Source organism: Pseudomonas sp. LBUM1652 (assembly GCF_059716105.1).
Genome location: NZ_CP166804.1, coordinates 4,482,869 through 4,507,446 on the forward strand (window position 1 = coordinate 4,482,869; position 24,578 = coordinate 4,507,446).

The 24,578-nt window shown below is 54.9% G+C and carries 21 protein-coding genes; 14 read left to right on the forward strand and 7 right to left on the reverse strand.

Annotated elements, in window-relative coordinates:
* Positions 1 to 104 precede the first annotated feature (104 nt).
* The 3 genes from ACA069_RS20155 to ACA069_RS20165 form a co-directional block, all read right to left on the reverse strand.
* Positions 105 to 2,099: a polysaccharide biosynthesis protein gene (locus ACA069_RS20155; protein WP_497618277.1), complete on the reverse strand. Its 1,995-nt coding sequence runs from the start codon at positions 2,097 to 2,099 to the stop codon at positions 105 to 107.
* 104 nt (positions 2,100 to 2,203) lie between these two features.
* Positions 2,204 to 3,226, reverse strand: a complete 1,023-nt coding sequence (locus tag ACA069_RS20160) for an MraY family glycosyltransferase (RefSeq protein WP_497615081.1) — start codon at positions 3,224 to 3,226, stop codon at positions 2,204 to 2,206.
* Positions 3,223 to 4,191: a UDP-glucose 4-epimerase family protein gene (locus ACA069_RS20165; RefSeq protein ID WP_497615082.1), complete on the reverse strand. Its 969-nt coding sequence runs from the start codon at positions 4,189 to 4,191 to the stop codon at positions 3,223 to 3,225. Before ACA069_RS20165 ends, ACA069_RS20160 begins: the two co-directional genes overlap by 4 nt.
* 338 nt (positions 4,192 to 4,529) lie before the next feature.
* Here ACA069_RS20165 and ACA069_RS20170 point away from each other — a divergent pair, with 338 nt between their 5' ends.
* The 6 genes from ACA069_RS20170 (at position 4,530) to ACA069_RS20195 (ending at position 12,034) form a co-directional block, all read left to right on the forward strand.
* Entirely contained in the window at positions 4,530 to 5,723 is a 1,194-nt protein-coding gene (locus ACA069_RS20170; protein ID WP_497615083.1) for a DegT/DnrJ/EryC1/StrS family aminotransferase, read from the forward strand.
* The gene (locus ACA069_RS20175; RefSeq protein WP_497615084.1) at positions 5,720 to 6,664 is read left to right on the forward strand and encodes a glycosyltransferase family 2 protein; all 945 of its coding nucleotides are present in this window, start codon (positions 5,720 to 5,722) and stop codon (positions 6,662 to 6,664) included. Before ACA069_RS20170 ends, ACA069_RS20175 begins: the two co-directional genes overlap by 4 nt.
* The gene (locus ACA069_RS20180; RefSeq protein WP_497615085.1) at positions 6,657 to 7,613 is read left to right on the forward strand and encodes a WxcM-like domain-containing protein; all 957 of its coding nucleotides are present in this window, start codon (positions 6,657 to 6,659) and stop codon (positions 7,611 to 7,613) included. The genes ACA069_RS20175 and ACA069_RS20180 overlap by 8 nt, the downstream gene beginning before the upstream one ends.
* Complete coding sequence (locus ACA069_RS20185; protein WP_489879064.1) at positions 7,610 to 8,020, forward strand: GtrA family protein; 411 nt, start codon at positions 7,610 to 7,612, stop codon at positions 8,018 to 8,020. The genes ACA069_RS20180 and ACA069_RS20185 overlap by 4 nt, the downstream gene beginning before the upstream one ends.
* Positions 8,021 to 8,138: 118 nt before the next feature.
* Positions 8,139 to 10,235, forward strand: a complete 2,097-nt coding sequence (locus ACA069_RS20190; RefSeq protein WP_497615086.1) for a hypothetical protein — start codon at positions 8,139 to 8,141, stop codon at positions 10,233 to 10,235.
* A gap of 56 nt (positions 10,236 to 10,291) precedes the next feature.
* Positions 10,292 to 12,034: a DUF7024 domain-containing protein gene (locus tag ACA069_RS20195; RefSeq protein WP_497615087.1), complete on the forward strand. Its 1,743-nt coding sequence runs from the start codon at positions 10,292 to 10,294 to the stop codon at positions 12,032 to 12,034.
* 70 nt (positions 12,035 to 12,104) lie between these two features.
* On the opposite strand, the gene ACA069_RS20200 is transcribed toward ACA069_RS20195, so the two are convergent.
* From ACA069_RS20200 to gmd, 4 genes are read right to left on the reverse strand one after another with little or no spacing between them, the layout of a single operon-like run.
* The gene (locus tag ACA069_RS20200; RefSeq protein WP_489879061.1) at positions 12,105 to 13,220 is read right to left on the reverse strand and encodes a glycosyltransferase family 4 protein; all 1,116 of its coding nucleotides are present in this window, start codon (positions 13,218 to 13,220) and stop codon (positions 12,105 to 12,107) included.
* Positions 13,217 to 14,362 (reverse strand): glycosyltransferase family 4 protein, encoded by a 1,146-nt coding sequence (locus tag ACA069_RS20205; RefSeq protein WP_489879060.1) that lies wholly within the window; start codon positions 14,360 to 14,362, stop codon positions 13,217 to 13,219. Before ACA069_RS20205 ends, ACA069_RS20200 begins: the two co-directional genes overlap by 4 nt.
* Positions 14,363 to 15,259 carry a GDP-mannose 4,6-dehydratase gene (locus ACA069_RS20210; protein ID WP_497615088.1) on the reverse strand — a complete coding sequence of 299 codons (897 nt, stop codon included), beginning with the start codon at positions 15,257 to 15,259 and terminating at the stop codon, positions 14,363 to 14,365.
* Positions 15,259 to 16,290 carry a GDP-mannose 4,6-dehydratase gene (gene gmd / locus ACA069_RS20215; protein ID WP_489879058.1) on the reverse strand — a complete coding sequence of 344 codons (1,032 nt, stop codon included), beginning with the start codon at positions 16,288 to 16,290 and terminating at the stop codon, positions 15,259 to 15,261. Before gmd ends, ACA069_RS20210 begins: the two co-directional genes overlap by 1 nt.
* A gap of 321 nt (positions 16,291 to 16,611) precedes the next feature.
* On the opposite strand from gmd, the gene ACA069_RS20220 reads away from it, so the two are divergent.
* Genes ACA069_RS20220 through ACA069_RS20255 form a run of 8 tightly spaced genes read left to right on the forward strand, consistent with a single transcriptional unit; the run spans position 16,612 to position 24,569 of the window.
* On the forward strand, positions 16,612 to 17,436 hold the full coding sequence (locus ACA069_RS20220; protein ID WP_497615089.1) for an ABC transporter permease: 825 nt from the start codon (positions 16,612 to 16,614) through the stop codon (positions 17,434 to 17,436).
* A 12-nt stretch (positions 17,437 to 17,448) separates the two neighbouring features.
* Positions 17,449 to 18,192 (forward strand): ABC transporter ATP-binding protein, encoded by a 744-nt coding sequence (locus ACA069_RS20225; RefSeq protein WP_497615090.1) that lies wholly within the window; start codon positions 17,449 to 17,451, stop codon positions 18,190 to 18,192.
* A 5-nt stretch (positions 18,193 to 18,197) separates the two neighbouring features.
* Positions 18,198 to 19,463: an FkbM family methyltransferase gene (locus tag ACA069_RS20230; RefSeq protein WP_497615091.1), complete on the forward strand. Its 1,266-nt coding sequence runs from the start codon at positions 18,198 to 18,200 to the stop codon at positions 19,461 to 19,463.
* Positions 19,460 to 20,089, forward strand: a complete 630-nt coding sequence (locus ACA069_RS20235; protein ID WP_497615092.1) for an acetyltransferase — start codon at positions 19,460 to 19,462, stop codon at positions 20,087 to 20,089. Before ACA069_RS20230 ends, ACA069_RS20235 begins: the two co-directional genes overlap by 4 nt.
* A gap of 10 nt (positions 20,090 to 20,099) precedes the next feature.
* A complete protein-coding gene (locus ACA069_RS20240; RefSeq protein ID WP_497615093.1) occupies positions 20,100 to 21,203 on the forward strand; it encodes a DegT/DnrJ/EryC1/StrS family aminotransferase in 1,104 nt (367 codons plus the stop codon).
* Positions 21,203 to 22,240 (forward strand): glycosyltransferase family 4 protein, encoded by a 1,038-nt coding sequence (locus tag ACA069_RS20245; RefSeq protein WP_497615094.1) that lies wholly within the window; start codon positions 21,203 to 21,205, stop codon positions 22,238 to 22,240. Before ACA069_RS20240 ends, ACA069_RS20245 begins: the two co-directional genes overlap by 1 nt.
* Complete coding sequence (locus tag ACA069_RS20250; RefSeq protein ID WP_497615095.1) at positions 22,237 to 23,274, forward strand: glycosyltransferase family 4 protein; 1,038 nt, start codon at positions 22,237 to 22,239, stop codon at positions 23,272 to 23,274. The genes ACA069_RS20245 and ACA069_RS20250 overlap by 4 nt, the downstream gene beginning before the upstream one ends.
* Entirely contained in the window at positions 23,271 to 24,569 is a 1,299-nt protein-coding gene (locus tag ACA069_RS20255) for a glycosyltransferase (protein ID WP_497615096.1), read from the forward strand. Before ACA069_RS20250 ends, ACA069_RS20255 begins: the two co-directional genes overlap by 4 nt.
* Positions 24,570 to 24,578: the final 9 nt, after the last annotated feature.

Genomic DNA, 24,578 nt, shown 5'->3' on the forward strand with positions numbered 1-24,578 from the left:
CGCTCCATCATCGTTTGAGAAAGCAGCTTTTCCGAAGCTGCTCCTCAAAAGTAGGTGATGGTTGGCGCATGTCAAAAATGCGTGCGTTACAGGATGTGAAACAATCAGGGTTCGAGACGGCGCTGTTGATAGATCCAGTCGACGATCTCGCCATCGGGGGTGTAGCCGGAGACGGTTTCTCGGAGGAGTTGGCGGACGCGCGAGTAATCATCCTTTTCAACCGCACTCAACAGATCGCTCAGCCTGGCCTTCAAAACTTCCCAAGGCAGATGATCTTCATTGGCGGACATGATCATCGGGTGGGAGGTCGCAGCGACGTTGTCACCAATCAACAGCTCTTCGTAGAGCTTTTCACCCGGCCGCAATCCAGTGAACTCGATGGATATGTCGCCTTGAGGATTTCGCTCGGAACGAATGCTCAAACCTGACAGATGGATCATCTTCTCTGCCAACTCGACAATCCGCACCGGCTCGCCCATATCCAAAACAAACACATCGCCACCCTGCCCCATCGAGCCTGCCTGAATGACCAACTGCGCGGCCTCGGGGATAGTCATGAAATAGCGAGTGATCTTAGGATGCGTCACCGTCAGCGGTCCACCGGACTTGATCTGACTATGGAACAGCGGGATGACCGAGCCGGATGAGCCCAGTACATTGCCGAACCTGACCATGGTGAAGCGCGTTTTATTGACTCGGGAAACATTCGACTTATCGCCAAACAGGACGGGCGCAACCTCGCGGCTCAAAGCCTGCAAAGTCAATTCGGCCAGACGTTTAGTGCTGCCCATGACATTGGTCGGGCGAACGGCTTTGTCGGTAGAGATCAGCACAAAATTCGATACACCAGACTGCAGCGCAGCCTGAGCGGTGTTGAGCGTACCAATCACGTTATTCAGAACACCTTCAGCGATGTTGTGCTCGACCATGGGCACATGCTTATAGGCCGCGGCGTGATAAACAGTGTCGACCTTCCAGGTTTTCATCACGTCCAGCAGCTTGTCCTGATGCCGAATCGAACCTAGTATCGGCAGCAACCGAACGGGTATAGACTCTCGAGAACTCCGCTGCTCCAGTTCGGAAAGAATGCTGTAGAGGTTGAATTCACTGTGTTCGAACAGCAGCAGCGTGGTAGGCCCCAAGGCAAAAATCTGCCGGCACAACTCGGAGCCGATCGAGCCGCCCGCTCCCGTTACCATCACGGTCTTGCCTTTGATGCAGCGCTCCAGAAGATCAGGCTGCGCGGGCACGGAGTCACGCCCCAGCAAGTCGGCAATATCGACTTCCTGGATATCCTCGACCTTCACTCTTCCGCTCGCCAGATCGGTAAAATTGGGGACACTTCTGACATGCAGCGGGAAACCTTCCAGCAGATTCAGAATTTCCCGGCGCCGGGCACGTGTCGACGACGGAAGAGCAAGAAGTATCTCCTGAGCACCGGTGACATCGATCATCTGCTGAATATGTTTGGGTTTGTAAACATGCAAGCCGGATATAGAACGCTCGGCAATGCTCGCATCATCATCAACGAATGCAACCGGACGCATCACCTTGCCCATGCGCAGCGCCGCCACCAGTTGATTACCAGCGACCCCGGCGCCATAAATCGCGACCTTGGTCAAACCGTTGTCGCGGTTAGTGAACGGCACATGCTGGGCTGCGGTAAACCAGTCCCCCATGAAGTACTGACGCATGCATAGGCGCAGTCCGCCGATGATCACCAGACTCAGCCACCAATAATTGAAAATGATCGAGCGCGGCACCACCGCTTCATGGTTGCTGTACCAATAAACGACAACGGCCAGAATCAACGATGACAAACTCACGGCTTTGATGATGGCAATCAACGCATCATTACCGAAGTAACGCATTACGGCCCGATACATGCCAAAGCGAATAAACAGAGGGATGGCAACGATCGGAGCAAAAGCGAACAGCCAGAGATGCACCTTGAAAGGGTTGTACATGTCATCAATGCCAAGACGGACTATAAAGGCCAACCACAGCGCAACCCAGACAAGAACAATGTCCGTAGCTACCTGGATCATGCGTTTGCGGCGCCTAGGCAGGCCTAACAGTCGCTCTCTGATTTTATCCATTGACTCCTCAAACACCTCAGTACCTCCCTTTAACTGCTGCATCGCGTTGGTTACCCTGGCGCGTACCCTGCACTCTAAACCGTTATGACCCATTCGTTAGCGAGTTATTCATTAATCCTTTCAAGTTCGCCAGCGCGAAACATGACTGCAAGCAATAGCAAAGGAGCATAGGCCACTATCAGCCCCACACTGCCGTCCAGTCCGAAATGTGATACAGCCACGGCAACCGGCAGTAACCAGAGCATATTGATCAATGCGACGGCGAGCGTTACCGGTAGATGACTGCCAAACCGACGAGAGGCAAACTGATAAGCATGGCTGCGATGCGCTTCATAAACTTTGTCGCCGCGCAATACACGCCGAAACAGGGTAAAAGTGGCATCGACAATAAATACCCCAAACAGGATCAACCAGGCCCACAGAAGATCCGCCGAGACCGTTGCTGCCTGCAAGGATAAGCCTCCCAGCACTATCCCCAGAAAACCGCTCCCGGCATCGCCCATGAATATGCGCGCAGGAGGAAAGTTCCAGAACAGAAACCCGGCGACGCATACCGACAACAATAAGGGTGCCCAGACCAATTGGGGCCACCCGCCCAGCCAGCCAAGAAAACAGGCTCCGAGACACACACAAATGGCTTCTACGCTTGCAATGCCGTCGATGCCGTCCATGAAGTTATAAAGGTTGAGCAGCCAGACCAGATAAAACGCCGCAAGAATCTGGCCCACGGCGCCCAGGTCGAACTCGACACCCCAGAAACGGATCGCCGGCAAGCCGCCCATCCACACCAGCAGCCATATCGCGGCCGCAAAGTGACCCAGCAAGCGCCAGCGTGCCGCGATATGTCCATGGTCATCCATGAAGCCGAGCAACGCTACCAGGCTTCCAGAGCCGGCAATGGCCCAAAAATGGGCTGGAGCGATCAACTCCCGCCATAGCAGGAACATCATCGCCAGAAGGAATGCCAGCACTATCGCGACACCACCACCACGAGGGGTCGGCACCGAGTGCGAGCTTCGCGCATTGGGAACGTCCAGCAGGCTGCGCGACAGCGCGTAATGGCGCAACACCCAGGTAAAACTGAATGCGAGCAGAGCGATTACGGGAATAATCCATCCGTAGTTCATGGTTGAGCAGAATCCAGAAAATGCTGCGCCGTCAGACTCAGAGCGCGATCAAGTGTAATCGGAGGTATCCAGTTCAACAGCTTTCGGTTTTTTTCGATATCAACCTGCAAGGAACCGAACAGCCTTTGCGACAATGCGTGACGCCCCAGCAGGCTGGCAACGCAGCTCATCAAACCAACTGGCACCGGCAGCAGCCGGGCGGGATGCCCCAGCGCTGCCGCCAGCTTGCGCAATAACTGCGTGGTTGAGACATCCTCGCCATCACTGCCCAGGAAGATCTGATTGGCTGCTGCGGGGTGCTCGGCACACGTCAGAATCAGATCGACCAGATTGTCGATGGCAATCAGGCTACGTTGATTGCGAACTGCACCAAACGGCAACGGCACGCCGCGATGGAGCCAACGCATCATGCTGAGGAAGTTGGCCTTGACACCTGGCCCGTAGACCAACACCGGACGGATGATGACTACCTCCATGCCGGTCTCGGCTGCAAGCGCCTGTAGCGCCCGTTCAGCTTCGAACTTGGAAATCCCGTAAGGATCACCGGGTGCGGGAATATCGTCCGCGGTGTAAGCCCGACCGCCAGTGGTGCCGTCTCCGTTCACCTTGATCGAACTGATAAAGATAAATCGCTTGACCCCAATCGCCGCTGCCTGACGCGCCAGATGCAAGGTACCGTCGACATTTACCTGACGAAAAGCGCTCAAAGGGTCGGCGCAAACTTCATTCATGACGTGCACTCGCCCGGCTGCGTGAACGACACAGTCAATACCGCTCAACATCGACGTCCAGTCCTGCCGGTTATCGAGCCCGGCGTATGCCATCGAACGCACCCCACGCGGGAATTCCACTGACATGTCGCGCACCGGCGCCAGCACAGAGCATTGAACATGGACCAGTCGTTCGATTAGTGCACGCCCGACGAAACCGGTTCCACCAGTGACCAGGAATGTCTTGAAGTTCATGGGCGACCCTTTGGGAAAACATTAATGACTGCAGAGAAACAGCAGCAAATCTGTCAGTGAGGTAAAGACCAGACGGTCGACTGTGGTGAATCAGAAACACACCAGTGCAGACGGATTGGGGAAGCAGTTTATTGAATCGGCGTACGCTTGACCACTTTCAGCGAGCAGCGTTATTTCGCTGCCCAGCGCTTCGTTACTCAACTGGATATTCAGAGTCGTTTGTTTCGCGAAATCCACTCTGCCCGGTCAAACAAATTGCATAAAAGTATTTTGCTGGTTGGAGCTGGCTCAGGGTACGGATAGAATCCGTGCGGAAATGGAATGAAGGCTTTTCCTAAATGAAAAACAGCCTCTTCCCTTCCTACGCATCGAATTTCGGCCAACGCCGAAATAAAAAGCTATTGCACGCCTTTTGCTTCGAAATGGAGAGCCCCATGCAGCAAATCAACGACCTTGCAGCGAAGATAGAAAAGTTTCAATCGCAGATTAATTCTTCGGTCCAGCGGGTGGTCGCGAGCGGATGGGTGATCTTGGGGCCGGAAGTCAAACGCTTCGAAGCTGCTTTTGCACAGTATTTGAATGCCAGCCACTGCGTGACTGTTGCCAACGGTACCGATGCGATTGAACTGGCACTCAAGGCACTCGGCGTCGCGAAAGGTGATCAGGTCGCAACCGTTGCCAACGCAGGCATGTACACCACCACGTCGGTTCTGGCGATCGGAGCCGAACCGCTGTTCATGGATGTCGACGTGAACACCCAGGTGGTAACGCTCGACAGCGTGAAACATGCCGTGGATGCCGGGGCGAAGGCGGTTGTCGTCACCCATTTGTATGGTTTGGCAATCCCGGAGATCAAAGCCATCGCCCAATTCTGCGCCGAGCGCAATATCCCTCTACTCGAGGACTGTGCACAGGCACACGGTGCCGAACGTGACGGTCAACGGGTCGGCACATTCGGCGACGCGTCAAGCTTCAGCTTCTACCCGACTAAAAACCTCGGTGCATTGGGTGACGGCGGAGCGGTTGTGACCAACTCGACCACAATTGCCCAACGCGTGGCACAACTACGCCAGTACGGTTGGTCCTCGAAATACTGCGTAGAGCTGGATGGCGCCCGCAATAGCCGCCTGGATGAAATGCAAGCGGCAATCCTGTCTGAGTTCCTGCCGTATCTCGATCAAGAAAACGCGCTCCGCCGCGCGATCGCAGCGCGCTACAGAAACGAAATCAACCACGCCGACGTCACTCATCCGCTAGATTACGACACGGCCTCAGTTGCACACTTGTATGTGATCAAGTCGTCGAAGCGTGACGCGTTGCAACAGCACTTGCGCACGGCGCAGATTGCTTCTGACGTCCACTATCCGATTCCGGACTACAAGCAGCCGGTCTTCGGCCAGCGGTTTGCCGACATGTCACTGCCAAACACCGAGCAACTTGCCAGCGAGATCCTCACGCTGCCGTGCTATCCGGGCATGCCAGATGAAGCGGTCAGCGCCGTGATCAAGGCCGTCAACGGATGGGCTGCATGAAATACTCCGTAATCGTCCCGGTCTATAAAAACGCCGACTCGATACCGCGGCTGCTTCAGGCTTTGACGGACATGAACAACACGCTCGAGAACCAGCTCGAAGTGGTTTTCGTGGTAGACGGCAGTCCCGACCAATCGTTTGCCATGCTTAAACAAGCGTTGAGCACACTGAGCTTCAGCGCACAACTGCTCGCTCACTCGCGCAACTTCGGCTCATTTCCTGCGATCCGCACCGGACTGATGGCGGCCAGAGGCGATTATTTCGGCGTGATGGCAGCCGACCTGCAAGAACCACCAGAACTGCTGATCAGCTTCTTCAAGTCGCTGTCCAACGACGAATGCGATGTCGCCATCGGCACACGCAATGCCAGGCAGGACCCGCTTTCCAGTCGCATGGCTTCATCGCTCTTCTGGGGCTTGTATCGCCGACTGGTTGTGCACGACATGCCCAAGGGCGGCGTGGACATCTTCGGCTGCAACAAGGCGTTTCGGGAACAGCTGTTGCAACTCAACGAATCCCGCTCGTCACTGATTGCCCTGATCTTCTGGCTGGGCTTTCGCCGCAAGTTCATCGAGTACGAGCGCCAGACCCGACTTGAGGGCAAGTCAGCCTGGACGTTCAAGAAAAAGCTCGAATACATGATGGATAGCGTGTTCGCCTTCACCGACTACCCGATCAGACTGCTGACCAGGATGGGCGCGATGGGCTCGCTCATTTCGCTGTTCATTGGCGCGATGGTGATCATGGCGCGGCTGTCCGGCGCGATTGAAGTTCCGGGCTACGCCGCGACAATGGTGGTGGTACTGCTGCTGGGAACATTAAATCTGCTCGGCCTCGGCCTGGTAGGCACCTATGCCTGGCGCGCCTACGAAAACAGTAAGCAGCGGCCATTGGCGATTGTCTGCATGAAGCTCGATAACCAGGAGAATCCAAGTGACTGAAGCCTTCATCCACGCGACGGCCGATGTGAAAAGCAAGAACATCGGCGAAAACACGCGAATCTGGCAATACGTGGTGGTGTTCGAGAACGCAGTAATCGGAAACGACGTCAATGTTTGCTCGCACTCCCTGATCGAGAACGATGTGGTCATCGGCGACCGTACGACCATCAAATCCGGCGTTTATGTGTGGGATGGCCTGCGAATCGGCGCCGACGTGTTCATCGGCCCGAATGCCACGTTCACCAACGACAAGTTCCCGCGCTCGAAAGTCTATCCGGAGTCTTTTTCCCAAACAGTAATTCAGGACGGCGCCTCGATCGGCGGCGGCGCGGTGATCCTGCCCGGCGTCACCATCGGCACCGGCGCCATGGTCGGCGCTGGCGCGGTGGTCACCAAGTCAGTACCGCCTTACGCCATCGTTACCGGCTCCCCCGCACGTATCACCGGATACGTGGAAAACTCAGCCTCGAGCGATGCTGCTATCCCCCCCGCACCAAAACCTGCACAGCAGGATGACGCGGTCGTACGTATTGGCGTGGGCGATGTCACGACTCATCGCTTCAAGCACGTTCCTGACATGCGCGGTGATCTTTCCGTCGGAGAGTTTGACCGAGAGATTCCTTTCACACCCAAGCGCTACTTCCTGGTATTCAACGTACCCAGCCAGAAAACCCGTGGCGAACACGCCCATCACAAGTGCCATCAGTTCCTGATTTGCGTCAAAGGCAGTTGTGCAGTAGTGGTCGATGACGGCACCAATCGTGCGGAAGTTCTTCTTGATGCACCGAACAAAGGCATTTACCTGCCACCGATGACTTGGGGCATTCAGTACAAATATTCTGAAGACGCAGTACTGCTGGTGTTCACCTCCGATTACTACGACAACGCCGACTACATTCGCGATTACTCGGAATTCACCAAACTTACCGCACAAAAATCTGCGCTGTGAGCGGCCTGACAAACAACCCGAATGCCCGTCGCTGGCTGAGCTTCCTAATCGGCGGCGGACTTAATACCGGGCTTACTTACTGCTTGTATTTGTTGTTGAGCTACTGGATCGACTACCAGGTCGCTTACGCTATCGCGTATGCGGCAGGAATAGTCTTTGCGTATTTTTTCAACTCGAAAGTTGTCTTCAAAGTGCCGCATTCGTGGATTGGCATGGCCCTCTACCCGTCTATCTATCTTGTGCAATACATCATCGGAGCTTTGCTGCTCAATCTTCTGGTAGAGCAGATAAACCTGCATAAGGCGATTGCTCCGATCCTGGTGATATTGCTCCTGCTACCTTGCAGCTACTTGCTTAATAAGCTTGTGCTCAAGGTCACTCATAAAGCCAAGCCTTCGACGGACTAGCAGGCGCCCAATGACAGCGAATACCAGACAGCCGCGCATTCAAGCGGCGGCGCTACCCCATGGGAAAGCGCTTAGATGGCTCGCGCATATCGGGCCAGCGACACTCACGGTTCTTTTCATGTGGCTGCCGTTCGGATTCGCACTGACTGGACTACTGGAGGAGTGGGGGGTCGTCGGGCTGTTCAGCAGGATTGGAGTTTTTTTTCTCACAGACGTCGCCAGTGCCATGCCAGCGCACGCGCTTCGACCTCTCACCATTCTTCCGCACGCAATAGCCTATAGCCTCGACCCCAACTCCTTCAAATACTGGCATGTTCTGCTGATCATTGCGCTATTGATAAAGGGTTGGACTGTCAGCATTATCACGATTCACATAACCGGCGCACTGAACTGGGGGATGCTCGCCAGTGTGCTGGTAATCGTTTTCCCCGCAGACACCATGCAGTTGTCCTTCCGGTCGATCCATATCAACTGGGCGCTGAGTCTGACCCTGTTGGCCAGCATTCTGTTTCTGCAGGCTCTGGAGCAGAAAACCGAAGTTCGTTCCCTCCTGCTCAGCGCGGTCGCCAGTTTGTTGCTCGCCGCAGGCTGCGCGATGTATGAAGTGGCGTTGCTCCTGGTTCCCCTGCCGGCGTTTGTGATCTTCATTCAGATTGGCGTCAAAGGTCTCTCTGCGCACATAAAGCAATTTTACCGACAGCATCTTGCCTGGCTAATCGGGCCGATTTTTTACATCGCTTACGTGATCCACGTCCTGCCATTGGTTGACACCTATCAAAGTGCCGTGATCGGGGACAGCGCTTTGACCTCATTTAAAACGTACTTTCCCAAAATATTCAGTTTGGGTATCACGAGAAGCCTTGTAGGCGGCTGGATCGATGCCATCAGGATAACTTGCACCGAAATCGGCAGTTACTGGTACATCCTTCTGGCAACTGCCACTCTAATGGCGCCGATCGAATTTACCGCAAAACGCTCAACGAATACTGTGCATTTGGATGACAAGCGGCAACCAGAATGGGCACTCATTCGGCGCATGATTGCGCTTGGCATAATTCTCACAGGCATGGGATACGCACCGTTTATCTTCAACCCCGCACACATGGCCGTCAGTCAGAGAACGTTCCTGTACGCGGCGCCGGGCGCTACTCTGGTCTTTATCGCACTGTTTCTTATCGTCCATCGATACTCAAAGATCGCCACGGCAACGCTCGCTGCCCTCATGATATCCACGGGCCTGGCCACCCAGCTGTTTCAGTTTCAGCACTACATCGATATCTCAAGGCGACAACAGTCAGTGCTTGACCAACTCGCTCATAATTTCGATGGCAACGCAGTCAATAAAACCCTGCTGATTCTTGATTACTCCAACCAGCTTAATCACGACTGGATGTTCCTTAATGGCGATTTAAGTGCAATTCTTTTTCACTTGTACGGCAAACCGGTGGGTGCCATTGAAGTTTGCTACATGCCCGGCGGCGTATGGCAAATAGCCGATCCTCTTCAGCGAAAAGGTACGTGTGAGGAAACAGAATCAGGATGGAGCTTCAACTACCCCACTCCACTCATTGGTGGTCCCGGAATGTCATCGGCTTTAACACCAACTGCCAAAAAGCTGCGTAGCAGTGAAGTTGTAACCGTGGTCATCGGCCGGGATGACATCCAAAATACAAGCGCCAAGCTATCCGCCCATCGCCGTGAACTCGTGTCAGGGACGCTACCGCTGAGTGTTCGCCTGCAAGGCATTATCGAAACCTCACCACGGTTCGATTTCTTAAAATTTCGCAACCGTTCCGCCAAGGACGAGTATTACTGGGACTTCGGCCGTTGGTGGAGCCTGGCACCACCTACTGCAGGTTCAGGATGGCGCGATCCAGAATGGAGAATGCGACTTTTTTCCAATACCGCGTCGGCATGGATAAACGCCCCTTACTCCTCACTCAATTTTGAGCTTACGCCTTCAGCTGGCACATACATCGTCAGTGGACAGTTCAATGCATTTGCCAATGAAAAAGTTCGCGAGGTACTGCAGATATCCCTGAACGGCACAGCAATCCCGGTTCATTGGAGTATTGACGGAAGTTTCAGCGGTGAGATCCCGCCCGCAACGCCCGATTTTGGCCGAAACACCCTTGAGTTTACATCGCAGATAGATGTGCAGTCCGGTGTATCGGCCAAGCTGGAATGGATAAAAATAGCCCGACAACGTGATTGATGTCGCAGCGAAAATGCTCGGCAGTCGGCTCAGCGCTTAAAAACCAAGAGGATGAAATGGATAACCGAAGTCTTTTATTGATTGCCCGCTCAGAGTGGAAGTACACACTGGCTGGCAGCCTGATCTCGTTCGCCCTGGCGAGCCTGGTATTGTTTGGCTGGCCCAATTTCTTTCCAGTAACGATACACAAGCCCTTCGTCTACGCAGGCGATGGATTGGCCATCGACTGGCTCGCGCAGCGAGCGATCGAAGGCTGGGTGTTTGACAACCCCCGGAGCGGCTTTCCTTTCGGCTCAAGCTTCATGGACTACCCGGGATCCGACACCGGAAACTTCCTGATCTACAAAATACTCGGTATTTTTTCAGGCTCGGTGATCCCTGCTGTCAATCTGCATTTCATGCTGAGCTTCCCTGCGGTGTTTGCGACCACCTACGTGGTACTTCGCTACTTTGAGGTGAAACGCTCATATGCAATGTGCTGCGCAATACTCTTCACATTTGCGCCCTTCCATTTCGCCCGTTACATGTATGGACATCTGCTCTACACCTGGTATTTCTGCGTGCCGTTGCTTTATTACTACGGACACAAAATTGCGACCGGCATACCGCTTTTCAATTTGCGCAGCGCCAGCGGCGTGCTGGGTCTGGTTGTCGCGGTTGCGTTATTAAGCTCGTTCGGCGTGTATTACGCCTTCTTCGGGGCCATTGTGATTGCGGTGTGCGGCATCTACGGGTGCACTCGCCAAACCTCGGCGAGGCCGCTGATCACTGGCGCGCTGTTTTCGATCGCGATATTCCTCGGCGTCGCGGCCAACCTTGCGCCCAATCTGATTGATCGCGCCAAGCAAGGCCCCAACCCGGAAGTAGCACAAAGGGTAGCGCTGGAAACAGAGATCTACAGCCTGAAAACCATGCACTTGCTGTTGCCACAACCAGACCACAGAATCACACGCCTCGGCGACTTCACAAAAAACTACCAGGCAACCTTCCCACTGTCGAATACCACCTCCTCCATCGGGGTAATCGGAATTCTGGGTTTGCTGGCGATAATAGCAACGCTCTTCAGCGCTTTGGCCGGGAGAAAGACTGACAATCGTATTGCCCTGGCGGCGATCGTGGTACTTGCCGTGATGCTGATTGCTGCGCCGGGCGGGTTCAGTGTTCTGTTTGCCATGCTGGTGACGCCGGTCATCCGGGGCTGGGATCGAATTGCCATTTTCGTCAACTTCGGCTGCCTGCTGGCACTGGCCATAACGCTTGGTGGAAGCACGTGGCTTAATCGCACCCGATTTGCACCGCTTGCACTGTCGACAGTTCTGGTAACTGTCGGATTTCTTGATCAGACGCCAACTTCCTACCGCACGGTGATAGATGGCGCCGCGGCGATCTATGACACTGATTCGCAATTCATCCAACAGATTGAAGAAAGCCTGCCAGCCCATTCAGCCGTATACCAACTCCCCTACTTCCCTTTCCCAGAGTCGGGGCCGAAGAATACTCTGTCCGTATACACGCTCGGCTCAGCATTCTTCAACTCTAAAACCCTGAATTGGAGTTTTGGTGGAATCAGGGGAAGAGAAGGCGATCTGTTTTATCGGGCGCTGGAGCAGAAGACACCGACCGAGCAGATTGAAGAAATCAAAAAGCTGGGATTTGCCGCCATCTATATCGATCGACGCGGCTACGCGGACGGTGCTGATGGGCTTATTGCAGAGTTCAGTAGACTGCTGGGCGCCCCTGCACTGATTCGCTCCGACGCAAATGCTGTTCTTTTTAAAGTTGCTCCGGTTAAGCAGTAAGGTCCCGCAGCCGAGCCACAAGCATCCGCGCTCCCATTATTCCGGGATCGCAGGTGCGGGTGGCTATTGCTTACCTCTCACAGACCCTTCTATAGACATCTGCGTATGATCTGGCCATTTCGTCGGCCGAGAAAACTTCCTGGAAACGCTGCCTCGCACGCTGGCCCATTTCCTGCGCCAGCTCATCATCATGCCAGAGCCTGTTCATGGCGTTGGCCAGTGCGCTGGCGTCCCGCGGGGGAACAACCAGACCGGTTTCCCCGGCAATGTTAATGAACGTTGTCCCAGAGCCAATTTCACAGGAGATCAGTGGCTTTCCGAACATGGCAGCCTCAAGCAACGAGATGCCAAAAGATTCGGAGCGCAGGTGCGACGGGAATACAAAACCGTGGCAGAGCGCCAACAACGCAGTCTTGTCTTCATCATCCAGCCCCCCCAGGAAATGCACGTTCGCCAATCCCAGCCTGGAGGCATGCTCCCTGAGTTCGTATTCCTGATGACCGCCCCCGAGTATCACTACCGGCAAACCGGTAATACGTGCAGCCTCAATCAGAAAATCCAGGCCCTTGTAATACCGCAGAGCACCGACAAACAGGAAAAACTTGTCGCCTACCTTCGCCCGCCATTCAGCGAGTTTCTCCGGAGAGACAATCGGATAAGTAGCCGCGTCCAGTCCGTACGGAATGATCTCGACTTTATCGCGGAACCGCGACAACACCGGACTGCTCTGCGCGTAGTTGGGCGACGACGCCACGATACAATCCACGCTGGAAAGGAAACGGTTCATCAGCGGCTGATACAACTTGAGCAGGGTCTTCTGCTTGACGATATCAGAGTGGTAACTGACCACCGAAGGCTTGCCGTGGCGTGTCGCGAAATGAACCAGATCCATGTATGGCCAAGGGAAGTGGTAATGCACTACATCGACGTTCTTTGCCAGCTCGGAAAAGTCCTTGAATGCCGACAGCGAGAAACCCGTCGAAGCCACGTGCAGATCCAGTTTCGAACGATGAGTGACGTGATTGCCGACTGTTTCATTGCGCGCCGCACCGCGCTCGCTGAGGTAGAGCACCTGCGACGAAAAGCCGTGTTCAGCACCGCCCTGGGCGATCTGGAAAATGACTTGTTCGATACCACCCATGGTTTCCGGGTAGTAGGTTTTGAAAAAATGCAGAACCTTGATCATTTTTCGCCTGATACCTTCCGGTAGACTTGCAGCGTTTCCAGAGCGCAACGCTCCCAGGAAAAACCTTGTGCATGGCGCAATCCCTTGACCACGGCGGACTCACGCCAGTCATCGTCAGTCAGCCCTCGCTCAATCAGCCTCGTCAGTTCCTCAACATCCATCGGTGCACACATCAGCGCGGCATCGCCGGCAACTTCAGGCAATGATGAGCTATTGGAGCAGACCACCGGCACGCCGGAACTCATGGCTTCGAGTACCGGCAGACCGAACCCTTCGTAGAGCGAAGGAAAGGCAAACAAACGGGCACCCGCGAAGAGCAACGGCAAGTCTTCGGCCGGCACAAACCCAAGGTAGTGGGCCCAGCCCTCACGTCTCGCGCTTTCGAGTTTCTGATGAATCACATCGTTGCGCCAACCGTGGTAGCCGGTGAGGATCAGCGGCCACCGGGTACGCAGCGCCAGCGGCAGTCGTTCATAGGCGGCAAGCAATGTCTCGATATTCTTGCGCGGCTCAATGGTGCCGACAAACAGCGTATATCCGCTCGGCTGCAGCCCATGCCGAGCCAGCGTAACGACGAGCTCATTTGCAGGGCGCGGGTAGAACTCCGGAGAACTTGCCAGCGGCACGGCGTGGATCCGCTCAATAGGCCAGGAAAAGTAATCGGCGAGCTCACGGCGCGTGAATTCCGAATCGGTAATCAGCGCGTCAGCTCTTACCAAAGTCGTTCTCAGTTCTTTTTGCAGGTATCGAACCAGTTGAGGCGCGTGGCAGTGCGCCCAAGTGAAAGGCGACAGATCATGGAACGTCGCCACGCTGCGCCCAGGGAAGGGCGGCAGAAAATAATTGGGACTGTGATACAGAAAATCGCCATGCCCTTTCAGCGCGGCTTTGCGCAGCATCGGCATGAGCAGCCGATAGGCTTCCACGGCAAGGAAACTCTTCTGCACGGCACGCTTGAGCCCATAGCCACTGCCGGACTCGTTGGCAGCGGTGGGTAATTGCGGCAGGAAGCTGCGGCCTGCAAAGAACTGCAGGTCGGTAATATCTGGGTTTTGCTGAAGTTTCAGCGCAAGTTCGTAGGTATAGCGACCGATGCCAGTCAGCGGAAAGCGGATCGGCTCAACAGATAGCACTAGCTTCATTTAGTCCGCCGAAAGCATCCAGCTTAGAGTTTCTTCCAGTTTTGGAGTTTGCCAGCCGTTAACCAGCCCGCAAAGACGGGTGTTGTCACCGCACAGGATCTTCACTTCGTGAGTGCGCACGAATGCCGGATTCACTTCGACTTCCAGGTGATGACCAGTAAAGGCCGCGCACATGTCGATCACTTCACGCAACGAATGACTTTTGCCCGAACTGACGTTGACGGTCTGTCCCAAAGGCTTGGCCTCAATCAGGCCGCGATACGCTTTGACCACAGCCCGTACATCGCTGAAATCGCGAGACACATCGAGATTTCCGAGCTGAATCCTGCTTGCTCGCTGGCGAAAGTGAGAGACGATCTTGGGTAACAGGAAGCTTTCCGCCTGGCCAACACCGGTGTAGTTGAAAGGACGCGTGATCACGATCGGCAGACGGTCATGCCAAAGGCTGGCCATGTATTCCATGGCAAGCTTGCTGACTGCGTAATCATTGGCGGGCGCCGGCACAGTGGATTCACTCAGCAGGCCGGCCGAAGCATTGCCGTAGACGTTGGCACTGCTGGCGAGCAGCACGCAATCCGGAACCTTCCCGCAAGCGGCAATCGCTTCCAGCAAGTGACGGGTGCCGATCAGATTGACCTCGTAAAAGGGATCTGCAGCGCCGTGCCCAACGAATGCCAATGCCGCCAGATGAACCACGACATCAGGTTGAATTGTTGCCAGCAACTTGCGCAGAGCGGCACCGTCGGCCAGATCTGCCTGAAAATAGCCAGGCTCGTCCGAGGACTGAGAACCCAATCCTATCACTTCATAACCGTTGGCTTTGAGCTCAGCGGCCATGTAACGCCCAGTGAAACCTTGAATACCTGTGATCAGCGCTCGTTTACCGGCAATACTCATCAGAACGAAAACCCTTGCTCATTTCGACGAAGGTCGGCTTCGACCATCATTCGGCACAGCTCTTCAAGCGTCGTTTTCGGCTCCCAACCCAGTGCGGCCTTGGCCTTGGCCGGATCACCGATCAACAACTCGACTTCGGTCGGACGGTAGAATTTCGGATTGATGGTGACCAGAACCTTGCCGGTGGCCGCATCAGTACCTTGCTCGTCTTCTGCCGAACCGCTCCAGGTCAAAGCGATGCCGACAGCCTTGAAAGCCATGGTGACGAAATCACGCACGGTTTCAGTACGGTTGGTCGCCAGTACGAAAGTGTCCGGCTCATCAGCCTGCAGCATGCGCCACATGCCTTCGACGTACTCTTTGGCAAAACCCCAGTCACGCTTGGCGTCGAGGTTGCCCAACTCCATTTTGTCCAGCAGGCCCAACTTGATCTTGGCAACCGAGTCGGTAATCTTGCGGGTGACGAACTCACGACCGCGCAACGGCGATTCGTGGTTGAACAAAATCCCGCTGGTAGCAAAGATGCCATACGACTCGCGATAGTTGATGGTCATCCAGTGCGCATACAGCTTGGCGACACCGTAAGGGCTGCGCGGGTAAAACGGCGTGCTCTCGATCTGCGGGATCGCCTGCACCTTACCGAACATTTCCGATGTGGACGCCTGATAGAAGCGCACTTTCGGGTTGACGATACGAATGGCTTCCAGCAGGTTCACACAGCCCAGGCCGGTGATTTCCGCGGTAGTCAGAGGCTGTTCGAAAGACACGCCTACAAAACTCTGGGCAGCCAGGTTGTAAACCTCGGTTGCTTCTGTGGTTTGCAGCAGACGAATACTGGCCGACAGATCGGTCAGGTCATACTCGACCAGATGCAGGTTCGGGTTGTTCTGAATACCCAATTCCTCAATACGCCAGAAATTGACAGAACTGGTTCGACGGTAGGTGCCGTATACCGTGTAGCCCTTATCCAGCAGCAGTTCCGCCAGGTAGGCGCCGTCTTGTCCAGTAATGCCAGTAACGATAGCTTTCATGCGAATCCTCTGAACTCCATTTGAGTGCCTTTTACAGGCACTTTTTCGTTGTGTGTGCTATTGGGCTCCACTTGAGGAGCCACAAATTCTGGCAGATGATACAGAATGCGGCCCCGAACGACGATACCCAACCTGCTTGCAACACGTTTCAATACTCGTCGCGCCAGCTATTGAGGCCAGGCGGGGTCAACGCACAGCTGCCTTTATCGGGGTTCGTCAGCCGCAGGGCATCGGATCCCGACAGCGAGCGCCGCGCGCCGAAAGAAATCATCTAGTAATGAGTGACACTCCCCTCACCCCAGCCTAAAATGGCGTGTTTTTTTGACCAACAATCTGGTGCTTTTAATGCGCAATGGTTCAGTAAGTATCGCCGTGTCGGACATCATCGCTGCGACAAGACGGTACGCTTTGGTAGGGATGCTCGGCTGGCAAGACGTCCGGCAGCGCTATAGAAGGTCAGCATTGGGCCCTTTCTGGCTGACCATCAGCATGGGCGTCATGATTGGCACCATCGGCGTGGTATTCGGTCAGATCTTTAACTCGCCCATTCAGGAATTTCTTCCATTCCTCGCCATCGGCATGATCCTCTGGGGATTCATGTCCACAGTCATCAGTGAGGGCTGTACCGGATTTATTGCGGCCGAAAGCATCATCAAGCAACTGCCCATCCCGCTCTTCGCCCATATCATGCGCATGATATGGCGCAACATCCTCATTCTTGGCCACAACATCGTCATTTTTCCGCTGGTGTTGCTGGCGGTCGGCAAGCCCTTGAGCTTGATCGCGCTCATCAGCATTCCCGGGTTTTTCCTGGCCCTGCTCAATCTGACGTGGATTGCATTGCTGTTGGGCATCCTGTGTGCGCGCTACCGTGACCTGCCACAGATTGTCGCCAGTTTGTTACAGGTAGTGTTCTACCTCACGCCAATCATGTGGATGCCAAGCCTGCTGCCACAACGCGCCGGACTGTATCTGCTTGACCTCAACCCGGCGTATCACATCATTTCGGTGGTCCGCTCGCCGCTGATCGGCCAGATGCCGACCGCGACCAACTGGTGGGTTTCCCTGGGCATGGCCGTTGTCGGCTGGCTCGTTGCGCTGGTGGTCTATGGCCGTTACAAGCGCCGCATCGCCTACTGGCTCTGAGAAGAATTAATAATGTCCCTGATCGAATTCAATAACGTTTGTGTAGATTTCCCGATCTACAACGCCAACGGCCGCTCCCTGAAGAAGCGACTTATTCAGGTTGCCACCGGCGGGCAGCTGGGTTCAGACCAGCAAGGCCGCGTCATCGTAAGAGCCCTTGAAAACATTACCGTTACCTTGCGCAAAGGCGACCGGGTCGGACTGCTCGGCCACAACGGCGCTGGCAAGAGCACCATGCTGCGACTGCTCAGCAAGGTTTACGAGCCGTCTTCGGGCACCGCCCGGATCGAAGGCGAAATCGGTTCCTTGATCGACATTTCCTTAGGGACGGACCCAGAGGCCACCGGCCGCGAGAACATTTTTCTGCGCGGAGGCATTCTGGGCATGACCAAAGCGCAGATCAGCGAGAAGCTCGACGAAATCATCGAGTTTACCGAACTGGGCGATTTCATCGACATGCCGATCCGCACTTACTCCTCCGGCATGCATCTGCGGCTGGCGTTCGCTGTTTCAACCACAGTGAGACCACAAATCCTGCTGATGGACGAATGGATGTCGGTCGGCGACGAGGGTTTCAAGCACAAAGCCGAAATCCGCATGAATGAAATGGTGAAGTCCACCGATATTCTGGTCATTGCCACGCATTCGCGTGAACTGGTCATGCACACCTGCAACCGGGTGCTTTGGCTGGAGCACGGGAAGATAAAAATGGATGGCGATCCGGAAACCGTCACCGCGGCCTATTTCGGAGCTTGAGACGAATGAACAGCGTTAAACGCAATGGCGTGGATATCGATAAGGCGTTTGCCTTGGCGTCACGAAGGCTGCACGTAAAGTCCAGCATCAAAAAGCCAGCGACCGAAGACGAGCTTGATGTCTCCTACGCCGGCTTGAGTCTGATCGTTCGCCACACCATCAAGCTCACGCTACGCCGGGCGGTGCTGATTGGCATGCGCCTCGTCCGCCCTGTCACACGTCCGTTGATGTTTCGCCTGCGTAGCTATTTCACCGCTGACATCCATCGGGAGATGATGGAAGAGTTCAGCAAGATGCAGCGAGCGCAACACCAGCATCATCAGCAGATCGTGATTGAACTCGAACGCCTTGCAAACGCAGCCAAGGTTCAGACCCGGCTGTCACAGCGAGTTTTTTCCTCGCAGATTTCCCGGGAAGATGTGCAACAGCAACTGGATCGGATCGAGCAGTACAGTCTGACGGACGCCAATCGGGTCGCCATCGACTCGGCGCCCGGCGAGATCCTGGTGAAAACAGCGGTCGGCTATGTACTTTGCGCGGCAAAAGACTACGCCCTGCTGGCCGCCCTGCTCCAGACCGGCGAGCTGGAACCGGGCACCCGCCTGTTGATTGAGCGACTGATAAAACCGGGCGACGTGTTCATTGATGTCGGTGCCAACATCGGACTGCACTCGATCGCCGCAGCTCGCGCAATGGGCGGTGAAGGAAAAATCATCGCATTCGAGCCATTTGAGCCGACCCGGTCTCTGCTCGAAAAAAACCTCTGGTTGAACGGGTTTTCAACGATCAGCGAAACCTCTCAGTTGGCGCTCTCGGACAAATCGGAAAAGCGCAAGCTTCACTTGGGCGCTACCAGCGGGCACCACTCTCTTTACAAGCTGGACGAACTGACTTCCTCCCCAGTGGCATCTGTCGATGTTTCGACCATCGCGCTCGACGACTTTCTGCCGGAAAACCAGTTGGTCACTATGCTGAAAATCGATGCGGAAGGTGCCGAAATCGATGTCATCAAGGGCGCCAGAAAGTTGCTCGATGCCAATCCGCATATGCTCCTCATCGTCGAGCTTGGCCAGTCTCACCTGCATCGGACTAACGTCAGCCTCGAAGAGTGGCTTGCCCACTTCACGAATCGAGGACTCGCTTACAACGTCATTAACGCAGAAACCGGCGAGCTGGAAAACTGGACATTGGAGCAACTAAGCAAAACTCCTTCGGTCAATTTGTTGTTCTCATCGCCCGAATCGCTACATGCGCCAGGTACGAACGCATGAAAAATGAAGTGATTGTTGTAGGTGCCGGCGGTCACGCCAAGGTATGCATCGAGCTGCTGCAAGCCCAAGGCGACACCGTTGCCTACTGTGTTGGTAACGCAGACAGTCCGGATGAATGTCTGGGCATCCCGGTACTCAAGAGTGACGATCATCTGCCCGCGTTGTACCAACAAGGCTACGAGCGGATCTTCATCGCTATCGGTTCAAACCCGTTGCGCAACAAACTGGCGAAGAAAGCCATCCAGCTGGGCTTTCGACTGGCCAATGCGATCAGTCCTGCTGCAGTGATTTCACCCTCGGCCAGCCTGGGCCTGGGCGTCGCGGTCATGGCGGGTGCGGTGATCAATGCCGAGGCGACGATAGCCGACCTGTGCATCGTCAACACCGGCGCCACCATTGACCATGATTGCATGATCGGACTGGCGGCGCATATCGCCCCCCAGTGTGCACTGGCTGGCAACGTGCATGTGGGCAGCCTCAGTTTTGTCGGTATCGGCAGCAAGATCATTCCGGAAATTCACCTCGGCGAATCGGTCATGGTCGGCGCCGGCAGCGTCGTTATTTCGAATATCGGGTCGACAACCACGGTTGTGGGCGTGCCCGCAAAAGCTAAAAACAAAATTTGAAGGAAGAGACATGAAACGTATTTCCGTAGCACAACCCAAGCTTGCTGGAAACGAACGCAAGTACGTCAACGATTGCCTGGATACCAACTGGATTTCTTCCGCGGGCAAATATATCGTCGCCTTTGAAGAAAGCTTCGCTGCGTTTTGCGGTGTCAAGCACGCGATCGCGACCAACAATGGAACTACCGCCCTGCATCTGGCACTGGTCGGGCTCGACTTGCAGCCAGGCGATGAAGTCATCATTCCCACTGTGACGTACATTGCCACCGCAAACGCGGTGCGCTATTGCGGCGCAACACCGGTATTGGTGGATGTGTGCGCCGAAACGATGAACATCGACCCACACACCATCGAAAGCAAAATCACGGCGAAGACCAAAGGCATCATTCCGGTACATCTTTACGGTCACCCGGCGGAGATGGACAAGGTCAATGAAATTGCTCGCAAACACAACTTGTGGGTCGTCGAGGACGCTGCCGAAGCGCATGGAGCCGAAGTCAACGGTCGCAAAGTGGGCAGCATGGGCCATTGCGCCACGTTCAGCTTTTTCGGTAACAAGATCATCACCACCGGTGAAGGCGGCATGATCACCACCAATGACGATGAGCTTGCCGCCAAACTGCGCTTGTTCCGGGGTCAAGGCATGGATCCGAAGCGACGCTACTGGTTTGAGGTGATCGGCTACAACTATCGCATGACCAACATTCAGGCAGCGATCGGCCTGGCTCAAATGGAGAACATATCGGATGCGCTGAATGATCGCGAACGCTTGGCTGGGTGGTACAACGAAGCCTTGGCCGATCTGAAGGACAAGCTAGTGCTGCCGTCCGAGGCGTCCTGGGCAAAACAAGTGTTCTGGATGTATAACGTTTTCCTGACTGACGGCGACGAGCACAAGCGCGACGCTGTCATGAAGGCGCTGGATGAAGACGGCATCGAGTCGCGCCCTGTATTTTATCCGATGCATGTTCTGCCACCTTACAAGGAAGAGACCAACTACACGGTAGCGGACCTGTGGGCAGGACGTGGGATCAACCTGCCTACCCACCAGGATCTGACCCGAGACGACATCACCCGAATCGCGGCCAGCTTGCGGAAGGTTCTGGCGGCCTGATGAAAATTGCACTTTGCTCGACGTTCATTCCCTTTATCAGAGGAGGCGGTAGAAATATCGTCGACTGGCTCGCCGCCACGCTGACGGCAGCCGGACATCAGGTGGAAGTTGTTTATCTACCCGAAAAGGATTCTCCGCCCGACCTACTCTTTCAGCAGATGATGGCGTTGCGCTGGGTGGATTTGCAGGCGGCCGACCGGATCATTTGCTTCAGACCTCAGGCGCACATGATTCCTCACCCGCACAAGATACTGTGGTTCATTCACCACCTGCGCACGTTCTACGACTTGTGGGATAGCCAATACCGGGACTTTGCAGACGATGCAAAGAATCGCGCCATCCGAGACTCTTTGTTCGAGGCCGACTCTCGGGCAATGACCGAAGCGAAGACGGTCTTTACCAACTCGAAAGTGGTATCGGATCGACTTAAAACCTTCAACAAAGTCGAGAGCGAGGTGTTGTATCCGCCTGTCTTCGAACCAGAGCGCTTTTTCAATGCCGGATACAGCGATGAAATTGTCTGTATCTGCCGCCTGGAGCATTACAAACGTCAACACTTGCTGATTGAAGCACTGAGCTATACCACCGCCCCCGTACGTTTGCGAATCATGGGAACAGGGGCCAGCCCCGAATACGGTATCGCGCTCAAACTGAAGATCGACGAGTGCAATGTTGCGGACCGGGTTATCGTGGAAGACCGTTGGATCACCGAAGAAGAAAAGGTCGAACTTCTGTCTACCTGCCTGGCAGCCGCTTACTTGCCGGTTGACGAAGACTCTTACGGATATCCAAGCCTGGAAGCGAGTCACGCTGAAAAGCCTGTACTCACCACGTCGGACTCGGGTGGAGTGCTTGAGTTAGTACTGGATGGGTTTAACGGCTACATCGCCGAACCGACCCCCGAATCCTTGGCCAGTGCCATGGACAAGTTGTACCGGGATAAATCCGCAACCGAAAGCATGGGCAAGAACGCCAAACAGCGATTGGTCGACTTGAAAATTTCCTGGTCGCATGTGCTGGAGCGTCTTTTGGCATGAAAGTCTTGATCGTGAACAACATGGCGCCCTTCATCTGGGGCGGTGCAGAAGAACTGGCTGTCAACCTGCAAAAAAATCTGATCATGGCCGGTCATGATGCAGAAGTTCTGCGAATTCCATTTCAATGGGAACCTGCGTCCGTTATCCCATCGCAAATGCTGCTGACCCGCACGCTGGAAATCGAAAACACCGACCACGTGATCGCGTTGAAATTTCCTGCCTACCTGGTCCAGCACCCTAGAAAATCCCTATGGCTGCTGCACCAATATCGTCAGGCGTATGACCTGTTTGACGCTGGCCAGACCAATCTCCCTCCGGGCGAGGCTGGCGAAGATCTACGTAAAATGATTTATCACGCAGATAACGAGAGTTTTGCTGAAAGCCGACATATCTACACCAACTCTGAAGTGACTAGAAAGCGCCTGCAGAAATACAACGGCTTTGATTCAAAAGTACTACTTCCACCTGTCAATGATCCGGAAGTATTCACCGGTGGTCAGTATGGTGATTACATATTCGCTGGCGGCCGCGTGAATGGCATGAAGCGTCAATACCTGCTTCTCCAAGCACTTGCCAAGGCCGACAAGCGGGTCAAGATGATTATCGCGGGGCCGCCCGAGTCACCCGCCGACGCGCAACAATTGCATTCCATCGTCGAAGAGTTCGGCCTGCAGGATCGGGTAAAACTCGATCTGCGCTTCTTGCCGCGCGCCACCTACGTCGATTATGTCAACGGTGCGCGTGCCGTGGCCTACATTCCTTTTGACGAAGACTCTCTGGGCTATGTGAGCATGGAGGCCGCAACCGCCGCCAAGCCTCTGATCACCACGACAGACAGCGGCGGAATTCTCGGCTTGGTTATTCCTAAACAAACCGGCTGGAGGGCCGAACCCGACGCGCAAAGCCTGGCAGAAGCGATGAACGCCGCCTTTGAGAAAGACTCCCGAACCAAACAATACGGCGAGGGCGCGCAGGCATTGTGGAACAGCCTTGGCATCAATTGGCCCGAGACTGTCGAGGCACTTCTCAAATGAAATTTGTCGTATTCACACCCGCGGTCAAATCCTCGGCTATTGGTCGGATGACCAGACTTGTGGTGCTTGAGCTTCTGGCCCAGCAGCATGAGGTTGTGTTGGTTCGCACGGAAAGTGCGCACGTTCCAGCGAAGGAACTCCATGAGTTCGGCTGCAAGATGCTGACCTGGACCAACGAAGTGGAAGTCGCCAAGGATGTCGAGACTGCCGATTGCTGTGTCTATCAGATAGGCAACAGTTACGAGTTCCATGAGGGCGGGATTGCCTGGCTCGGGAAGGCACCGGGAATCGTCTGCCTGCACGATTTTTTTCTAGGTCATTTATTCTCTGGCTGGGCACATCACAATCGTGACGAAGCTGTCGCGGTCTTGACTCAGTGGTACGGGAAAACGCTCGCCAGCGAGTATTTCGGCATCCACGACAGTACCGCTTTTATTCATAAAACCAAGGATGCCGCGCCGTTGACAGAATGGATCTGTTCGATGGCCACTGGCGTGATCACTCACAGCCATTGGGGGTGCGACCGCGTGCTGGCAGCTTGCGCGGGCCCGGTATTCGTGACACCGCTGGCTTACGATGCCCCCGGCGCCAGCAGCGCCGAAGTTGAAGAGCCACACCACGCGAAGATCAATGTTCTGACCATCGGTCACGTTAACCCTAACAAGAGAATCAACAGCTGTATCGAAGCGATCGGAAGCAGTTCGGTACTGCGCAGGAACATAAGCTACAGACTCGTCGGGGCAATTCTTCCAAGTGTTGAAAGGAAGCTTATCGACTTGGCAATCGAGAACGGTGTAGAGCTGATCATCTCCAATGAAGTCGATGATGACACCCTGTCCGAAGCAATCAGGGCGTCAGACGTGATTAGTTGCCTGCGCTGGCCCAGCTTGGAAGCCGCATCCGCTTCGGCCATCGAATCCATGCTCTACGGCAAAGCCACTATCGTGACGGACACCGGTTTCTACAGCGAACTACCGGACGAATACGTGCTGAAAGTATCGCCTGATCAGGAGGTGGAAGATCTGAAGAAAATCTTCCTCGCGCTACTCAGTGAACGAACCATGGCTGGCAACCTTGGAAAGCACGCACAAGAGTGGGCCAAAGAAACGTTCAGCGCAAAATCCTACGCGCGCACGCTGGAAGAAGCTGTGCCTGGGATACTCAGAGCAAGGGTAATTACTTCAGCAGTGGATCATTTCGCCAGCATTATCGAAAAGTGGTCGGCCAGTCCTGACTTGCTCAGTACTCCGGACCTCCTTAAACCTTTGAGCATCTTCGACAACACGATTGCGTAACCATTGTGC

Bases quoted from the DNA above. Each gene is read 5' to 3' on its own strand.
- ACA069_RS20160 (WP_497615081.1), bottom strand. From the start codon at position 3,226: ATGAACTACGGATGGATTATTCCCGTAATCGCTCTGCTCGCATTCAGT.
- ACA069_RS20165 (WP_497615082.1), bottom strand. From the start codon at position 4,191: ATGAACTTCAAGACATTCCTGGTCACTGGTGGAACCGGTTTCGTCGGG.
- ACA069_RS20155 (WP_497618277.1), bottom strand. From the start codon at position 2,099: ATGGATAAAATCAGAGAGCGACTGTTAGGCCTGCCTAGGCGCCGCAAA.
- ACA069_RS20200 (WP_489879061.1), bottom strand. From the start codon at position 13,220: ATGATCAAGGTTCTGCATTTTTTCAAAACCTACTACCCGGAAACCATG.
- ACA069_RS20190 (WP_497615086.1), top strand. From the start codon at position 8,139: ATGTGGCTGCCGTTCGGATTCGCACTGACTGGACTACTGGAGGAGTGG.
- ACA069_RS20240 (WP_497615093.1), top strand. From the start codon at position 20,100: ATGAAACGTATTTCCGTAGCACAACCCAAGCTTGCTGGAAACGAACGC.
- ACA069_RS20170 (WP_497615083.1), top strand. From the start codon at position 4,530: ATGAAAAACAGCCTCTTCCCTTCCTACGCATCGAATTTCGGCCAACGC.
- ACA069_RS20205 (WP_489879060.1), bottom strand. From the start codon at position 14,362: ATGAAGCTAGTGCTATCTGTTGAGCCGATCCGCTTTCCGCTGACTGGC.
- ACA069_RS20250 (WP_497615095.1), top strand. From the start codon at position 22,237: ATGAAAGTCTTGATCGTGAACAACATGGCGCCCTTCATCTGGGGCGGT.
- ACA069_RS20195 (WP_497615087.1), top strand. From the start codon at position 10,292: ATGGATAACCGAAGTCTTTTATTGATTGCCCGCTCAGAGTGGAAGTAC.
- ACA069_RS20255 (WP_497615096.1), top strand. From the start codon at position 23,271: ATGAAATTTGTCGTATTCACACCCGCGGTCAAATCCTCGGCTATTGGT.
- gmd (WP_489879058.1), bottom strand. From the start codon at position 16,290: ATGAAAGCTATCGTTACTGGCATTACTGGACAAGACGGCGCCTACCTG.
- ACA069_RS20225 (WP_497615090.1), top strand. From the start codon at position 17,449: ATGTCCCTGATCGAATTCAATAACGTTTGTGTAGATTTCCCGATCTAC.
- ACA069_RS20210 (WP_497615088.1), bottom strand. From the start codon at position 15,259: ATGAGTATTGCCGGTAAACGAGCGCTGATCACAGGTATTCAAGGTTTC.
- ACA069_RS20230 (WP_497615091.1), top strand. From the start codon at position 18,198: ATGAACAGCGTTAAACGCAATGGCGTGGATATCGATAAGGCGTTTGCC.
- ACA069_RS20245 (WP_497615094.1), top strand. From the start codon at position 21,203: ATGAAAATTGCACTTTGCTCGACGTTCATTCCCTTTATCAGAGGAGGC.
- ACA069_RS20175 (WP_497615084.1), top strand. From the start codon at position 5,720: ATGAAATACTCCGTAATCGTCCCGGTCTATAAAAACGCCGACTCGATA.
- ACA069_RS20235 (WP_497615092.1), top strand. From the start codon at position 19,460: ATGAAAAATGAAGTGATTGTTGTAGGTGCCGGCGGTCACGCCAAGGTA.